Source organism: Conexibacter sp. DBS9H8, from assembly GCF_023330685.1.
Taxonomy (GTDB): domain Bacteria; phylum Actinomycetota; class Thermoleophilia; order Solirubrobacterales; family Solirubrobacteraceae; genus Palsa-465.
This window is the reverse complement of sequence record NZ_CP097128.1, coordinates 2,286,530-2,302,027: the sequence shown is the minus strand read 5'-3', so window position 1 is coordinate 2,302,027 and position 15,498 is coordinate 2,286,530. Positions and strand designations below refer to the sequence as shown.

Sequence of the window (15,498 nt, the reverse complement as noted above, 5' to 3'; positions counted from 1 at the left end):
CGTGAGCAACGACCCCGTCTCTGACCTGCGCGCCGCCCTCGATCGCGCGGTGGCCTCGGTCCGCGGCGGACATGCCGCGGCCGCCCCCCCGTCTCTGGAGCGGCCCAAGCGCGCCGCCCAGGGCGAGTTCGCGACCAACGCGGCGATGCTCCTCGCCCCAGCCCTGGCGGAGCCGCCCCGAGAGATCGCGCAGCGACTCTGCGATGCCCTCCAGGACGAGCTTGGCGCCAACCTCGCGGCGGTCACCGTCGCCGGCCCAGGCTTCGTCAACCTGACCCTCGCATCCTCCTGGCATCGCGGCGCGCTCGGTGCCGTCCTCGCCGCCGGCGACCGGTTCGGCGCGGGCGGGGCCGCCCCGCCCGAACGTATCCTCGTGGAGTTCGTATCGGCGAATCCGACCGGACCGGTCGTCGCGGCATCGGGCCGCCACGCCGCGTTCGGTGACACCCTCGCCCGCATCCTCTCCCACTACGGCCACACCGTCGGACGGGAGTACTACGTCAACGATTTCGGCTCACAGGTCCTTCACCTCGGCGCGTCGGTTCGCGCCCGCGCGCTCGGCGAGCCGGTCCCTGAGGAGGGCTATCAGGGCGACTACGTCGCCAAGATCGCCGCCGCGCTGCCGGACGCCGCCAACCCGTCCGTCCCCGTGAGCGACCTCTCCCAGCAGGCGGTCACTCACCTCTTGGAGGAAATCCGGGCAACCCTGCACCGCTACCGGGTCGACTACGACCGCTTCTTCTCCGAACGCTCGTTGCACGAGGGCAGCCCAAGCGGGGTCGAGGCGGCGATCGCCGAGCTCACCGAGGCCGGCCACGTCTACGAGCACGACGGCGCGGTGTGGCTGCGCACGACCGACTTCGGCGACGACAAGGATCGTGTGCTCTACCGCACCGGGGGGGACCACACCTACTTCGCCTCCGATATCGCCTACATGCAATCCAAGCGCGACCGCGGCTGGGAGCGCCAGATCCTCGTCCTCGGGGCCGACCATCACGGCTACGTTCCGCGCCTGCGGGCGGCGTTCGCGAGCCTCGGTGAAGCTCCAGACCGACTCGAGGCGCTGATCATGCAGCTCGTTCATCTCGTCGAGGGCGATGAACGGGCAAAGATGTCCAAGCGCCGCGGGGAGTTCGTCACCCTCGACGACCTCCTCGACGAGATCGGGATCGACGCCACGCGATACTTCATGCTCCAGAGCTCCCACGACCGGACGCTCGATCTCAACCTCGATCTGGCCCGAGCCCAGTCGAATGACAACCCGGTCTACTACATCCAGTACGCTCATGCTCGGATCCACTCGGTGCTCGGTCGGGTCGGGCCCGACACGCTCGCCGGGGCCCGCGCCGCCGGCTGGGTCGATGCCCCGGGAGAGCTCGAGGCGAGCGAACGGGAGCTGATCCTCAAGCTGTGTGGCCTGCCCGAGGAGATCGCGGAGGCGTCACTGCGCCGCGCCCCGCACCGGATCGCCGCCTACGCCCTGGGTCTCGCCCAGCAGTTCACCGCCTTCTACCGCGACTGTCCGATTGCCGGCGCCCCCTCTGAGGAGGGCCGCGCGTTCCGGGTCGCTCTCGCGAGCGCGACCGGCGGTGTCCTCAGGCTCGTCCTCGAGATGCTCGGCGTGAGTGCCCCGACGAGCATGTAGTGAGCGGCCGCGTTCAGCGGTCGAAGCTCTGCAGCTCAGCGTCGAGCCTCGCCGCATCCGACGGCGAGAGCTGCCATACCTCGGAGGACAGTTCGACCATCGCCGCCGCCCGGGAGCGCCGGCGCCAGCGCGGCAGGTTGTAGGCGAGCAGCCCGAGCCCGAGTACGAGCACGAGCGGAGGCAAGATGTAGACGAGCAGATCGAGACCCTGAGCCGGAGGCTGAGCGAGGACCTGCTCACCGTAGTCGCTGACCATCTGAGTCTTGATCTGCGGCAGCGTCAGCCCACGGTTGACGAGTTGGGCGAGCGTCTGCTTCTCGGCCTGCGCCTCCGGTGAGCTGACCTGGTTGAGCGGCTCGTGGCAGGAGACGCACATGAACGTCGGCTGCAGGCTGTAGGCACTGAGATGGCCAGCCGCCACCGCCGTGCCGGGGAGCAGAGCGCCGCTGAGGCCGATGAGAACGAGCAGCCGACGGAGTCGGATCATGACTGCTCCGCGATGATCCGGGGAAGCGTCTGGTGCACCCAGGCCGGGGTGAGCTGATACAGGTTCAACGCGACGATCTTACCGGCCCGGTTCATCACGAACGTGTCCGGCACCCCGTTGACGTTGTAGGCGTTGGCGAACGCCCCGGCGACGTCCCGCACGACCGGGTAGTCGATGTGGTAGCGGCGGATGAAGCTGAGCGCGTTCTGGGGGCTGTCCTGGTAGGTGACACCGAGCACGGTCCCGCCGTGGGCCGACAGCAGTGCCTGGGCTTGGCGGAGCACCGGCGCCTCGGCCTGACAGGGGACACACCAGGAGGCGAACAGGTTGATCAGCACGACCCTGCCGCGGTAGTCGGCAAGACTCCGGGTCCGCCGGCCGCCGTCCGCCGGGTCCCCCGCAAGGGCCGGAAGCTGGGCGTGGAGATCCGGCGCGGTGCGGTAGTGGTGAGTGGCGACCCCGTCAGCGATCGAGTTGTTCGTCCCCTGACTGGCGATCCCGGTCGCGAGCACGATCAGCAGGGCAACCGCCACGGCGGTGATCACAGCAGGCACGGCATACCGGCGCATCGTCGTCACAGCTTACCGGTGACTACGCTGACCCCGTGGTCGCCTCCGATCCTGACACCGTCGCCGGGATGCGCCGGATCGGTGCGCTCATCGCCGCCGCGTTGGCTCACTCTCGGGCGGCGGTCGCCCCGGGTGTGAGCACCGGCGAGCTCGATCGGGCAGCCGCGGCGTTCCTGCGCGCCGAGGGCGCGCGCTCGGGTCCGATCCTCACCTACGACTACCCCGGGTTCATCTGCGTCAGCGTCGACGATCAGGTGGTCCACGGCATTCCGGGGGACCGGCGACTCCGGGCCGGCCAACTCGTGACCCTCGACATCGCCGCCGAGCTCGACGGCTTCCACGCGGACGCGGCGACGACGGTGCCGGTCGGCCCGGTGTCCCCGGCGGCCCAGCGGCTGATGGCCGCCACCCACGCCGCCCTCGCCGCGGGAATTCGGGCCGCCCAGCCCGGGGCGAGCCTGCGCGACATCGGCGCGGCCGTGGAACGGGTGAGCACCGCGCGGGGCTTCACCGTCTTCCGCGATCTGACCGGCCACGGGATCGGCACCGAGATGCACGAGGATCCGACTGTCTACAACTTCCCGTTCGAGGGCCCTGAAGGTGACCAGATCCTCCGAGAGGGGATGGTCTTCACGATCGAACCGATGCTCGGGGCCGGCGGAGAGGAACTCGTCCAAGACCGCGACGGCTGGACGATGCGGACCCGCGACGGTTCCCTGTCCGCCCATGAGGAGCACACGATCATCGTTGGTGAGGGCGGGCCGGTCGTGCTCACGGCGCCGCCTGAGGGCGACTGAGAGCACTGAAGCTCCGCCCCGGCCCGCGAGGTGGCGGCACGGTGTCCGGAGGCCAAGCGAACGAGGGGGGAGAACCGTGCCCTCAGGGCACGAAAGTCCCCCGCCATTGTGGTTCGGGCGCTGGACCGGGAACGACGGGGGACAAATGCGTCGTGGGAACGCATTAGTCCCCCCGTGACTCAGAGACCGGCGCGCCGGTCGGCCCATGGGGCGAGCAGGAGATGAGCGGCCGCCGAACCGCCGGCGATCGCGAGCGTCACCTTGAATCCGTTCTCGCTGAGCCGCGTGCGTCCGAGCACCGCGCCGACCGCGTCACACGCGTCCGCCACGGCCGCGGCGCGCACCCACCCGGCCACCGGCGCTCCGCCGTTGACCGCGGCGATGAGCCCGAGCCCGAGGGCGGCATCGCGCCCGCCCCACATCCGCGTGAACTCCCGCTCGGCGCCCTCGGGGCTGCGGCCGGTCATCGACGTGACCATGACGGCGGGCGCGGCCAGGGCGGCGATCCCGAAGGCGAGCCGAGCGCGCGCGGCACCCACGGCAAATGTGGTGGCGTTCATGAGCAGAAGTTCTACCGGACGGGAGGGAACGATCACCCGCGCCACCCTGGACGGGTCGTCGCGCTGACTCGACCGCTCCCACCCACCCGCTCCCACCCACCCGCCACCCATCCCCCAACCGCTCGGGTCGGCTCGGGGGAGACGCCCGCGCCACCGCATCCCAGTGCGCCGGTTCGCTAGATTGATCAGGCGTCGCGGTGGTAGCTCAGTTGGTAGAGCGTCGGCTTCCCAAGCCGAAGGTCGCGGGTTCGACCCCCGTCCGCCGCTTCTCGTTTACCCGGCTTGTGCTGCCCATCGGGCAGCCAAGCGGCGGAGTCTCATCGTCTCCCCGCCGGACCCGAGGTCCCCGACCTCGCTGCGTTCCGCCAGGCGGCTCCTGACGGAGAGAATCCGGATACCCGGATGGAACACGGATCGTGTTGTGGGCCGGTAGCTTTTAGCCTGATGGCACCCCGCCGCCGATCCGACCTGCCGGCGAAGGTCTGCCCGGTCTGTGGCCGCCCGTTTCACTGGCGTCACAAGTGGGCACGGGACTGGGATCAGGTGCGCTACTGCTCCGAGCGCTGCCGCCGCGGTGCGCGGGCGGCCGCCGTGGCCGGGGTCGCCGCGGCGGCGACCGACCCCCCTGCCCCGTCGGGACGCTCCGCCCACCGCCGCCCCCGGCCATGAACGCACGCTCGCACCCTCGCCATCCTCGGAGCGCCGCCCCTCCCCACCCCCGAGCCGCCCTCGCATCTCACGCCGGCCCCGCATCTCGATCGCCCCGTGTCTGACCCGGCTGCGCCCCGCTTCGCCACCGACCCGGCGACCGCCGCCTACTACCAGCAGCGGGCCGCCGAGTACGACGACTGGTACCTCGGCACCGGCGTGTTCGCCGACCGGGACCGCCCCGGTTGGGCCGCGGAGGTGGAACGCCTCACCGTCCTGCTCGCACACCTCACGTCGCGACGGACCCTCGACGTCGCCTGTGGCAGTGGCTTCCTCACCCGCCACCTCCCCGGTCAGCTGACCGCCGTCGACCAGAGCCCGGCGATGGTCGCGATCACCCGTGGGCGCGTACCCGACGCGACCGTGCTCACTGCCGATGCGCTCCGGCTTCCGTTCCCCGACGGCGCGTTCGAGCGCGTGTTCAGCGGCCACTTCTACGGTCACCTGCCCGCGGGCGAGCGGGATCGCTTCCTCACTGAGGCGCGTCGGGTCGCCTCCGAGCTGGTGATCGTCGACACCGCCCGGCGGCCCGACACGCCATCGCAGCGCTGGGACGAGCGAGTACTCAACGACGGCTCCCGCCACCGCGTGTTCAAACGCTTCCTCACCGCTGCGGAGCTCGCCGAGGAGATCGACGGGGAGATCATCCTCGACGGCGCCTGGTTCGTCGCGGCAGGCAGCGTCCGCCGATGAGCCGACGGCATCACCGCGACGCTCAGCGTCCGGCGATGAACCCGCCGGACTGGCGGGCCCACAGGCTCGCGTAGACGCCGTCGGCCGCGAGCAGGTCAGCGTGGGCGCCGTCCTCGATCACCCGGCCCTGGTCGAGCACGACGATCCGGTCGAGCCCGGCGACGGTCGAGAGCCGGTGGGCGATGACGATCGCCGTCTGTCCCTCCATCAGGTCGCTCAGGGCGGCTTGGATGAGCGCCTCGGAGTGGGAGTCCAGCGCGGAGGTCGCCTCATCGAGGATCAGCAGCGGGGTGCGCTTGAGGAACGCGCGGGCGAGGGCGATCCGCTGGCGCTGGCCGCCCGACAGCTTCGTCCCACGCTCGCCGACCATCGTCTCATAGCCTTCGGGCAGCTCGTCGATGAACTCGGCGGCGCGGGATAGCTCGGCGGCGGCGATCACCTCGGTCCGCTCGGCCCCGAGGCGGCCGTAGGCGATGTTCTCGGTGATCGTGCGGTGAAAGAGCAGCGGCTCCTGGGGGACGTAGGTGACCTGCTGGCGCAACTCCGACTGGGCGACCTGGCTGATGTCCTGCCCGTCGATGAGGATCTGGCCGCCGTCGAGGTCGATGAAGCGCAGCACAAGCTTCGACAGGGTCGTCTTGCCCGACCCGGATGCGCCGACGAGCCCGACACGCTGGCCCGGGGGGATCATCAGGTTGAAGTGGTCAAAGAGCGTCTCCCGGCCCGGGTAGGCGAAGTGAACGTCCCGAAACTCGACGGCCCCATGGGTGAGCCGGAACGGGCGCGGATGGCGGACGTCGGTCACCGTCGGCTCGGTGTCGAGGATCGCCATCATCGAGCGGGCATCCCCAAGGGATTTGACGACGTTCTTGAGCGACCGCTGGACCTGGTGGAGGCGGTTGAGCAGCGACTGGGTGTAGGTGACGACGATGAGGATCGTCCCGACCTTCGCATCCCAGGTGATGACGGCGAACACGGCGAAGCCGAGCACGACCAGCAGGGTGATCCGGTTGACCGTCTCGGAGGCGAAGAAGCCGGCCATGTTGAGCGCCAGCAGCTCGCGCTCCTCCCGCACATAGCGGTCGGTGCGTACCTCGTAGAGGTCGTCCTCATGGCCTTCGTGGCCGAAGCTGCGGACCGTGCCGATGTTCGTCACCGTGTCGGCGATCTGGGCGGTCTGGCGTGAATGGGTGCTCGCGGCCTTCTCCGACTGGGGGATCTCGCGCTGGCGGGTGCGCACCCCGACGACCATGTAGAGGGCGGACATGATCAGCAGCGCGAGGACGAACCACCACAGCGTCCAGACGAGTGCGACGACGATGAAGAGGACGGTCATCAGCGTCGTGAAATAGGAGAACACCGCCTCATCCATCAGACGTTCGTAGGCGGAGATGAACTTCGTCTGGTCGGCGACGAGTGCTCCGCCGAAGTTGTCGAGGTGAAACTGTTCGGACTGGTGGGCGATGTGACTGAAGGTCCGCTCGGCAAGGTCCTCGCGGACCTTGATCTCGAGCCGCCAGAGGTTCTTGATCCCCCGGTTCCAGCCGATCACGCCGAGGGCCTGGAGCACCGCGACGGCGATCCCGGGGACGATGAACCAGTGCCAGCCGTGGTGGCCGTAGGCGAGGTGGTTGAGCCCCATCGCGATGATCAGGGGCACCGTCGAGTCGGCCACGATCGCGAGCGCGTTGTACCCGAAGGTGCCGATCAGCAGCCGCGGGTAGCGTCGCGAGCACTCCCAGAAGAAGGCGAGGGTACGGGCGTCCTTGCGCATCCAAGCCAGCGTAGGACGGTCCTCGGCACCGTCGTCGACGCGCCGGCGAACCGCGACCCTCGATCGCGCAGACGCCGCCCGGCGGCTCTCAGCCGCGCGGTCGGCGGCGTCTGCGCCCGCCGGCGATCGGCAGTCCACACCACCGGCAGACCCGTGCCCGGGGATGGACGCGACGGCGACAGTGCGGGCAGCGGCGGTAGAGGTCGAGGGCGAGAACCCGCCACAGGGTGGCGACGCCGCCGCGCCACCGGGCGCGGCGGCGACCGGCGGGCGCGACCGCGCTGCGGCAGCGGTAACAGACGCGCGCGTCGGCACGGATCCGGCTGTGACAGCACGGGCACGGGCGATGCCCGCGCGGGGCCCCGCCGGTGGCGCCCGCGCGCAGCAGCCGGGCGAGCCAGCGCAGTCCGAGGGCGGTGCGCGCCGCCGCGGGGACCTGGCCGGCGGCCGCGATCACCCGCCGACCGAGGGTGGCGAGCGCGCCGGCGGCGCCGGCCGCCGCCACGCCCCAGCGGCGCAGGAGCACGAGCGCCCCGCCGATCCCGGCTGCCAGAAGCGCCGCCTGAGCGACCCGGACCGCCCCGCGGCGGACCTGCGGCACGGCCCACCAGCCCCGCAGCCGGCGCATCCCGGTGCGACCACGCACCAGCGTGGCACGGGCTCGCGCGCGGATCCGCCGCGGTGGCGGGCCGGCGGGGCGAACGACGACCTCAGAGCCGCCGGGCGCTGCCGGCGGTCCGGTCATCTGAGCAGGCTCGTCCCGGTCATCGCCGCCGGCTGAGGGTGACCGAGCAGAGTGAGCAGCGTCGGGGCGACGTCTGCGAGCACCCCTCCGGAACGGAGGGTGAGCCCGTCGACGGTGACGATCACCGGCACCGGGCTGAGCGAGTGCGCGGTGTTCGGGCTGCCGTCGGGCTCGAGCATGTGGTCGGAGTTGCCGTGGTCGGCGGTGATCAGAAGCGCGCCGCCGTCGGACCGGACCGCCTCCACGATCCGGCCCAGCTGCGCGTCGACGACCTCGGCGGCGCGGACCGCGGCGGCGATCACCCCGGTGTGGCCGACCATGTCGGTGTTGGCGAAGTTGATGATCCCGAAGGTGGGGTGGTCCTCGGCCCAGGCGGAGATGAACGCGTCGGCGGCCGCCTCCGCGCTCATCTCCGGCTTGAGGTCGTAGGTTGCGACGTCCCGCGGGGACGGCACGACCTCCCGGCGCTCCCCGGGGGCTGGGGCCTCCGCGCCGCCACCGAAGAAGTAGGTGACGTGCGGGTACTTCTCCGTCTCGGCGACGTGGAGCTGACGGTCGCCGCGCTCGGCGATGACGGAGGTGAGGGTCACCTCCGGGCGGGCGGGTGCGAAGGCGACGGGGAAGGTCCAGTCCTCGGCATACTCGGTCATCGTCGTGTACTGCTCGACGACCGGTGTCGCCCCGCGATCGAAGCCCTCAAAGTCCGGGTCAGTGAGGGCAAGGGTGATCTCACGCATCCGGTCGGGCCGGAAGTTGAAGGCGATGACGCTGTCGCCCGGTCGGATTCGCGCCTCGGGTCCGACGGTGGTGGCGGAGATGAACTCGTCCGACTCCCCGGCTGCGTAGGCGGCGGCGACCGCTCCAGCTCCCGTCGCGGCCCGCCGTTCTCCCTCCCCGCGGACGAGCAGGTTCCATGCCTGGGCGACCCGATCCCAGCGGTGGTCGCGGTCCATCGCGTAGTAGCGGCCGATCACGGAGCCGACCCGACCGCAGCCGCGAGCGGCCATCGTCGCCTCCGCGGCGGCGAGGAACCCCTGCCCGGAGTGCGGAAGGGTGTCGCGGCCATCGGTGAAGGCGTGCAGGACGACGTCCTCGACACCCCGGGCGGCCGCGGCGCCGATCAGCGCCTCCAGGTGACGGTCGGAGGAGTGGACGCCACCGTCGGAGACGAGTCCGATCAGATGCAGCCGGCCGCCCGGCCGCGCCCCCGCAGCGAACGCCTCGGCGAGCACCGGGTTCTCCGCGAGGGTGCCCGCCTCGACGGCAAGGTCGATCCTAGTGAGGTCCTGCATCACGACGGCGCCGGCGCCGAGGTTGAGGTGACCGACCTCCGAGTTGCCCATCTGACCGTCCGGCAGGCCGACCGCGCGCCCGCAGGCGGTGAGGGTGGTGTGCGGGAAGTCCGCCCACAACCGGTCGAACACCGGGGTCCGAGCGAGCGAGATCGCGTTGCCCGGCCCCGACGGGGCACACCCCCAGCCGTCGAGGACGACGAGGGCGACCTGACCGAAGCGGGGGTGACGCACGGGCTCAGGCGGCGGCGATGATCGCCGCGAAGGACTCCGGTTCCAGAGATGCCCCGCCGACGAGCGCCCCGTCGATGTCGGCCTGGCCGAGCAGTTCGGCGGCGTTCTCGGGTTTCACCGAGCCGCCGTAGAGCACCCGGACCGTCTCCGCCGCTGCGCTCGAGCGTCCCGCGACGAGCGCCCGGATGAACCCGCAGGCCTCCTGAGCCTGCTCGGCGGTGGCGACCCGCCCGGTGCCGATCGCCCAGATCGGCTCATAGGCGATCACCACCCCCCCGAGTTGCTCCTCAGGCACCTTGGCAAGCCCCTCCTGCACCTGGTGGCGAAGCTTGCGCTCGGTGTCGCCGTTGTCGCGCTCATCCTCGGTCTCCCCGACGCACAGCACGGGCACCATTCCGGCCTCGAGCACGGCGGGCAGCTTCAGCGCAAGCGCCCGGTCGGTCTCCCCGAAGAACTCGCGCCGCTCGGAGTGGCCGAGGATGACCCCGTGCACGTCAACCTCGCCGAGCATCGGCAGGGACACCTCACCGGTGAAGGCGCCCTCGGCCGCGTGGTGGGCGTTCTGGGCGAACACCTGGACCCGGGAACCGCGGGTCGAGTCGACCATCGCCGCCAACGCGGTGAAGGCGGGGCAGATCGCCACGTCGACGCCGTCGGCGGCGTAGATGCGAGGCAGCAGCGCCGAGATGAACGCCTCCGCGTCCGCCACCGTCTTGTGCATCTTCCAGTTTCCGGCGATCAACGGGGTCCGTCCGCTCATCTCAGTACCTCCACTCCGGGCAACTCCCTGCCCTCGATCAGTTCCAGCGCGGCGCCACCTCCGGTGGAGAGGTGCGTGACCCGCTCGGCCAAGCCAAACTGGGCGATCGCAGCGGCCGAGTCACCGCCACCGACGACCGTGATCCCGGGCGCGTCGGCGACCGCCTCGGCGACCCCGCGTGTCCCCGCCGCGAACGGAGGCAGCTCAAAGGCGCCCATCGGACCGTTCCAGAACACGGTGCCGGCCGCGGCGATCACCGCGGCGTAGGCGGCCACCGTCCGCGGTCCGATGTCGAGACCCATCATCGCCTCGGGCACGTCGAGGCCGTCGAGGGGCACCGGGTCGGCGTCCGCGCCGAAGTGATCGCCGAGCACGAGGTCGACGGGCAGCTGGAGGACGGCCCGGGAACCCGCCCAGGAGGCGAGGGTCGCCTCAGCAAGGCGCGTGTCCTCCTCACCACAGAGCGAGGCTCCGACCGTATGTCCCTGGGCCCGGAGGAACGGGAACGCCATCGCCCCGCCGATCAGGATCGTGTCGGCCCGCTCGCGGAAGCGGTCGATGACGGTGATCTTGTCCGACACCTTCGCGCCGCCGATGACGGCGACGAGCGGTCGGTCGGGCTGCTCGAGCAGCGTCGTCAACGTCGTCACCTCCCGTTCGAGCAGGAGTCCCGCCGCCCGCAGCGGGACGAGCGTGGCGACCCCGTGGGTCGATGCGTGGGCGCGGTGGGCGGCGCCGAAGGCGTCGTTGACGTAGACGTCGACGAGCCCGGCGAGCGCGGCGGCGAGGGTCGGATCGTTGCCGGTCTCCCCCGGCTCGAAGCGCACGTTCTCCAGCAGCAGCACGTCCCCCTCACCGAGGGCGGCGACCTCGGCAGCGACGGTCTCGCCAACGCAGCCGCTCGCGAGCGTGACGGGCGTGCCGAGCCGCTCGCTGAGCGCGGCCGCGACCGGCCCGAGGGAGAACTCGGGCTCGCGCCCGCTCGGGCGACCCAGGTGGGAGACGAGTACGAGCGCGGCACCCCGTGCGCGGAGCGTCTCCAGCGTCGGTAGCGCCGCGCGGATCCGCGTGTCGTCGGCGACCGCCCCGGTCGCCGTGAGCGGAACGTTGAAGTCGACCCGGACGAGCACGCGCTTGCCGCGCAGGTCCGGGAGTTCGTCGATCGTCCTCATCGGTCCCCCCGCCGGACGCTCAGAGGAGCTTCTGAACGAGATCGACGACCCGATTGGAGTAACCCCACTCGTTGTCGTACCAGGAGACGATCTTCACCATCGTCTGGTCGATCACCGCCGTGAGGCTCGCATCGACGATCGAGGAGGCGGGGTTGGCGACGATGTCGGAGGAGACGATCGGGTCCGTCGTGTACTCGAGGTACCCGGCGAGGGGGCCGCTCTGGGCTGCCGCCTCCAGCGCCGAGTTGATCTCCTCCACCGTCGTCGGCCGGGCGGCCTCGAAGGTCAGGTCGACGACCGATCCGGTCGGGACGGGGGCACGCACGGCAAAGCCGTTGAGCTTGCCGTTGAGCTCGGGGATGACGAGGCCGATCGCCTTCGCTGCCCCGGTGGAGGCCGGGATCAGGTTCTCGGCGGCCGCCCGGGCGCGGCGGAGGTCACCATGGGGCGCGTCCTGGAGGCGCTGGTCGGAGGTGTAGGCGTGGATCGTCGTCATCAGCCCGTGGCGGATTCCGACGGTCTCGTGGGCGACCTTGGCGATCGGTCCGAGGCAGTTGGTCGTGCAGGAGGCGTTGGAGATGACGGTGTGCGCCGCCTTGTCGTAGGCCTGATCGAAGTTGACGCCGAGGACGACGGTGACATCCTCATTGCTCGCAGGCGCGGAGATGACGACCTTCTGCACCGTCCCGCCGAGGTGCGCCCGTGCTTTCTCGGCGTTGGTGAACAGGCCGGTCGACTCGATCACGACCTCGGCGCCGACCTCCTCCCACGCCAGCGCCGCGGGGTCGCGCTCGGAGAACAGCGCGATCTCCCGGCCGTCGACGCGGATCGCCCGCTCGGCGGCCTCGACGCGGCCGGGGAAGCGGCCGAAGGTGGAGTCGTACTTGAGCAGGTGAGCGACCGTTCCGGGGTCGACGAGGTCGTTGAGGCCGACGATCTCGATGTCCGCACCCTGGGCGTACGCCGCCCGGAAGACGTTGCGTCCGATCCGTCCGAACCCGTTGATGCCTACCTTCACCGCCATGCAAGCCTCCGCTTGATCGAAATCTCACTCTCTGGTTCGTGCCCAGAACACAGAAAAGCCGGCGCTGCCGGCTCCCCTTACAGTAACCGGTCCCCGCTCCGAACGTGCGCTCACACGCCGAGGCGGACGCGAGCCGGCGCCTCAGCGACGGGAGACGACCTCCACCCGGTAGCCGTCCGGGTCACGCAGATAGGCGGCGTAATAGCGCCGGCCGTACTGGGGCCGCAGACCCGGGGCACCGTCGTCGACCCCGCCCGCGGCAAGACCCGCCCGGTGGGCGGCGTCGACGGCGGCCCGGCCGGCGGCGGTGAGGGCGATGTGGCCGAACCCCGGCGTGCCCGGCGTCCCCCGCACGACGATCCACAACACCGGTACGTTGACCCCGTAGGCGACCGCGGTGGCCGACTCGACCATCCGCCGGCCGCCGAGGGCGAAGAAGATCGGGTCATAGAAGGCGGCGGAGCGGGCGAGGTCGCGCACCTCGAAGCCGACGTGGTCGATCATCGCCTCAGCCCCGGCCTCGGGTCAATGGGGCTTCTCGATGTCACGGTGCACGACCTCCACCTGGTAGGCGGGGGTATCTCGGTACCGGGCGGCGAGCCCCTCGGCGATCGCCACCGACCGGTGGCGGCCGCCGGTGCAACCGATTCCGACGAGAAGGTGAGCCTTGCCCTCAGCGAGGTACTGGGCGAGCAGATAGTCCAGCAGCGGGTTGAGCTTGGCGTAGAACTCCTCAAGGGCGCCACCCTCGTTGACTGCGGCGACGACGGCGGCGTCGAGGCCGGTGTGGGGTCGCAGGGCCGGGTCGTAGTGCGGGTTGGGCAGAAAGCGGACGTCGAACATCAGGTCGGTGTCGCGCACCGGCCCGTACTTGAACCCGAAGCTCTCAAAGGTGATCGACAGCCCACCGGGCGTCGGACTCGGGAACAGCTCGTCCGCGAGCCGCCGGCGCAGCTGAGCGGCGCTGAGCCCACCGGAGTCGATGATCACGTCCGCCCGCTCACGCATTGGAGCGAGCAGCTCGCGTTCCCGCGCGATCCCCTCCGCGACACTCCCCCGCGGGGCGAGCGGGTGACGGCGGCGGGTCTCCTTGTACCGGGTCTGCAGCGTCTCATCCGAGGCGTCAAGGAACAGGACACGGCAGGGAAGAGCCTGGTCGCGGAGCCCGTCGAGCAACTCGGCAAGCCCGGCGAAGTAGCTCCCCGCTCGCGGGTCCGAGACGACCGCTGCCTTCTCCACCTTCGAGCCCGAGTGGGTGAACAGGTCGACGAGGGTGGTGATCATCTCCGGCGGCAGGTTGTCGACGCAGAAGTAGCCCTCATCCTCAAAGGCGGCCATCGCCGTCGACTTGCCCGCGCCAGAGAGGCCCGTGATGACGACGAGGTCCTTGAGCGCGAGGTCGGGCGGGGGCATCGTGGCCTGACAGCTTGACGGACGCGGCGGACGGCCGCCCGCTCGGTCCGTCACCATGTCTCGCCGATGGCCGCTTTCACCCCGTCTCGCCACCGCGGCCCGTCGGCCCTCCCCCTCCGCGCCGCCGCCCTCTGCCTCCTCGTCGCCGCGTGCCTCCTCCCCCCATATGCGCGGGCGGCGGCCCCATCCCCCCCCGGCCCCGTCGCCGTCCAGGTGACGGTCGGCTCGACCCCGACGTCAGAGCCGCTTCCGGCCGGCTTCCTCGGCTTCTCGGTCGAGTACGGCGCCCTGCGCGCCTACCTCGGCCCTGACCCGAACGCGCTTGACCCGGTGTTCCTCGCCCTCCTCCAAGGGGTCGCCCAGGGCCAGTTTCCGGTCCTGCGGGTCGGCGGGAACTCGACCGATGAGACCTGGGTGCCCCTCCCCGGGGTGCTCCCGCCGGTCGCCGTCACCAACGTGATCACACCCGACTGGCTCTCCACCGTCCACGCGCTCGTGGCCGCCACCGGCGCCCGACTCATCCTCGGGGTCAACCTCGCCGCCAACGATCCGCAGATCGCCTCCGTCGAGGCGCGAGCGCTACTTGACGGCGTTGGCCGCAAGGGTGTCTCCGCCCTCGAGATCGGCAACGAACCCGACCTCTACCCGCGTGTTCCGTGGTATGAGCTCCCGAACGGCGTCGAGATCCTCCGCCGGCTCAACCCGTACCCGCTCGGACGCTACCTCGGGCAGCTCACCCGCTGGGCGGGCCTGGTGCCGCAGGTGCCGCTCGCGATCGGCGCGCTCGCCACCACCGCGTGGCTTCCCGCCCTTATCCCGGTTGCCCATAGCCTCCCCCGGGTCGCGTTCCTCACCGTCCACCGCTACCCGCTCTCCCACTGCGGGGTCAGCCCCAGCTCGCCGAACTACCCGACCGTCGCCAACCTTCTCTCGCCCGCCGCGACGACCGGGCTCGCCGCCCCGCTCGCCGCCCCGGCCGCGGCGCTACGCGCCGAGGGCGTCAACCTCCGCGTCGACGAGCTCAACAGCGCCTCCTGCGAGGGCGCCCCTGGAGTGTCGAACACGTTCGCGTCGGCCCTGTGGGTGCTCGAGACCCTCGACGATCTCGCCGCCGCCGGCGTCGACGGGGTCAACATCCACACCCTTCCCGGTGCCGCCTACGCCCCGTTCAGCTTCCGTGACCACGCCGGGCACTGGACCGGCGTGGTCGCCCCGCTCTACTACGGCCTGCTCGCCTTCTGCGCCGGCTTTCCACCGGGCGCGGTGGAGTTGGCGAGCACCGACTCGAGCACTGTCGGCAGCAGTGAGGTGAGCGCGACGGCCACCCTCGCCCCCGACGGCCGGGTCGCGACGACGATCGTCAACGCGGACGCGAGCACACCGGCGGCCGTCACCCTCACTCTCCCGACCAGCCCGCCGCTCACCGTCGAGACGCTCACCGCCCCGTCCCTGACCGCAACGACCGGGGTGACCCTCGGCGGCGCGAGCTTCGGCCCGAGCACGAGCACCGGGCGGCTCGGCCCACCGGCCACGACGACGCTCCTCCCCAGCGGTGGCGCCTACAGCTTCACCGTCCCTCCTGCGAGCGCCGTGATCCTCGCCACCGCCGCCCCATAAGCTCCCGC

General features: G+C 71.2%; 16 protein-coding genes and 1 tRNA gene. 6 read left to right on the top strand and 11 right to left on the bottom strand.

The features are described 5' to 3' along the window. Window position 1 precedes the first annotated feature (1 nt). Complete coding sequence (gene argS, locus M3M55_RS10940) at window positions 2-1,645, top strand: arginine--tRNA ligase (protein ID WP_371878694.1); 1,644 nt, start codon at window positions 2-4, stop codon at window positions 1,643-1,645. Window positions 1,646-1,658: 13 nt separating this feature from the next. Here argS and M3M55_RS10935 read toward each other — a convergent pair whose 3' ends face one another. Beyond that, window positions 1,659-2,132 carry a cytochrome c-type biogenesis protein CcmH gene (locus tag M3M55_RS10935; protein ID WP_249009539.1) on the bottom strand — a complete coding sequence of 158 codons (474 nt, stop codon included), beginning with the start codon at window positions 2,130-2,132 and terminating at the stop codon, window positions 1,659-1,661. After that, the gene (locus tag M3M55_RS10930; protein ID WP_249009538.1) at window positions 2,129-2,701 is read right to left on the bottom strand and encodes a TlpA disulfide reductase family protein; all 573 of its coding nucleotides are present in this window, start codon (window positions 2,699-2,701) and stop codon (window positions 2,129-2,131) included. Before M3M55_RS10930 ends, M3M55_RS10935 begins: the two co-directional genes overlap by 4 nt. Before the next feature lie 35 nt (window positions 2,702-2,736). Between M3M55_RS10930 and map the strand changes: the two genes are divergently transcribed. Beyond that, a complete protein-coding gene (map, locus tag M3M55_RS10925; RefSeq protein ID WP_249009537.1) occupies window positions 2,737-3,498 on the top strand; it encodes a type I methionyl aminopeptidase in 762 nt (253 codons plus the stop codon). Between the two features lie 179 nt (window positions 3,499-3,677). Here map and M3M55_RS10920 read toward each other — a convergent pair whose 3' ends face one another. Continuing rightward, window positions 3,678-4,058 (bottom strand): hypothetical protein, encoded by a 381-nt coding sequence (locus M3M55_RS10920; RefSeq protein WP_249009536.1) that lies wholly within the window; start codon window positions 4,056-4,058, stop codon window positions 3,678-3,680. 194 nt (window positions 4,059-4,252) lie between these two features. Here M3M55_RS10920 and M3M55_RS10915 point away from each other — a divergent pair. The 3 genes from M3M55_RS10915 to M3M55_RS10905 all read left to right on the top strand — a co-directional run bounded on the left by M3M55_RS10915 (window position 4,253) and on the right by M3M55_RS10905 (window position 5,459). Continuing rightward, window positions 4,253-4,325 (top strand) — tRNA-Gly (locus M3M55_RS10915). A gap of 177 nt (window positions 4,326-4,502) precedes the next feature. After that, the gene (locus tag M3M55_RS10910) at window positions 4,503-4,727 is read left to right on the top strand and encodes a DUF2256 domain-containing protein (RefSeq protein WP_249009535.1); all 225 of its coding nucleotides are present in this window, start codon (window positions 4,503-4,505) and stop codon (window positions 4,725-4,727) included. A 96-nt stretch (window positions 4,728-4,823) separates the two neighbouring features. Beyond that, window positions 4,824-5,459: a class I SAM-dependent methyltransferase gene (locus M3M55_RS10905; RefSeq protein ID WP_249009534.1), complete on the top strand. Its 636-nt coding sequence runs from the start codon at window positions 4,824-4,826 to the stop codon at window positions 5,457-5,459. 22 nt (window positions 5,460-5,481) lie between these two features. Here the strand turns inward: M3M55_RS10905 and M3M55_RS10900 are convergent, their stop codons facing one another. From M3M55_RS10900 to rapZ, 8 genes are all read right to left on the bottom strand, one after another. Further along, window positions 5,482-7,233, bottom strand: a complete 1,752-nt coding sequence (locus M3M55_RS10900; RefSeq protein ID WP_249009533.1) for an ABC transporter ATP-binding protein — start codon at window positions 7,231-7,233, stop codon at window positions 5,482-5,484. An 88-nt stretch (window positions 7,234-7,321) separates the two neighbouring features. Continuing rightward, window positions 7,322-7,978 (bottom strand): zinc ribbon domain-containing protein, encoded by a 657-nt coding sequence (locus M3M55_RS10895; RefSeq protein WP_249009532.1) that lies wholly within the window; start codon window positions 7,976-7,978, stop codon window positions 7,322-7,324. After that, complete coding sequence (gene gpmI, locus M3M55_RS10890) at window positions 7,975-9,504, bottom strand: 2,3-bisphosphoglycerate-independent phosphoglycerate mutase (protein ID WP_249009531.1); 1,530 nt, start codon at window positions 9,502-9,504, stop codon at window positions 7,975-7,977. Before gpmI ends, M3M55_RS10895 begins: the two co-directional genes overlap by 4 nt. A gap of 4 nt (window positions 9,505-9,508) precedes the next feature. Further along, the gene (gene tpiA / locus M3M55_RS10885; protein ID WP_249009530.1) at window positions 9,509-10,264 is read right to left on the bottom strand and encodes a triose-phosphate isomerase; all 756 of its coding nucleotides are present in this window, start codon (window positions 10,262-10,264) and stop codon (window positions 9,509-9,511) included. Next, on the bottom strand, window positions 10,261-11,436 hold the full coding sequence (pgk, locus tag M3M55_RS10880; RefSeq protein ID WP_249009529.1) for a phosphoglycerate kinase: 1,176 nt from the start codon (window positions 11,434-11,436) through the stop codon (window positions 10,261-10,263). The genes tpiA and pgk overlap by 4 nt, the downstream gene beginning before the upstream one ends. 19 nt (window positions 11,437-11,455) lie before the next feature. Continuing rightward, window positions 11,456-12,460: a type I glyceraldehyde-3-phosphate dehydrogenase gene (gap, locus tag M3M55_RS10875; RefSeq protein WP_249009528.1), complete on the bottom strand. Its 1,005-nt coding sequence runs from the start codon at window positions 12,458-12,460 to the stop codon at window positions 11,456-11,458. Window positions 12,461-12,601: 141 nt separating this feature from the next. Further along, window positions 12,602-12,964, bottom strand: a complete 363-nt coding sequence (locus M3M55_RS10870) for a VOC family protein (protein WP_249009527.1) — start codon at window positions 12,962-12,964, stop codon at window positions 12,602-12,604. Between the two features lie 21 nt (window positions 12,965-12,985). After that, window positions 12,986-13,873, bottom strand: a complete 888-nt coding sequence (gene rapZ / locus M3M55_RS10865; protein ID WP_249009526.1) for an RNase adapter RapZ — start codon at window positions 13,871-13,873, stop codon at window positions 12,986-12,988. A gap of 66 nt (window positions 13,874-13,939) precedes the next feature. On the opposite strand from rapZ, the gene M3M55_RS10860 reads away from it, so the two are divergent. After that, on the top strand, window positions 13,940-15,490 hold the full coding sequence (locus M3M55_RS10860; RefSeq protein ID WP_249009525.1) for a glycosyl hydrolase family 79 C-terminal domain-containing protein: 1,551 nt from the start codon (window positions 13,940-13,942) through the stop codon (window positions 15,488-15,490). Window positions 15,491-15,498: the final 8 nt, after the last annotated feature.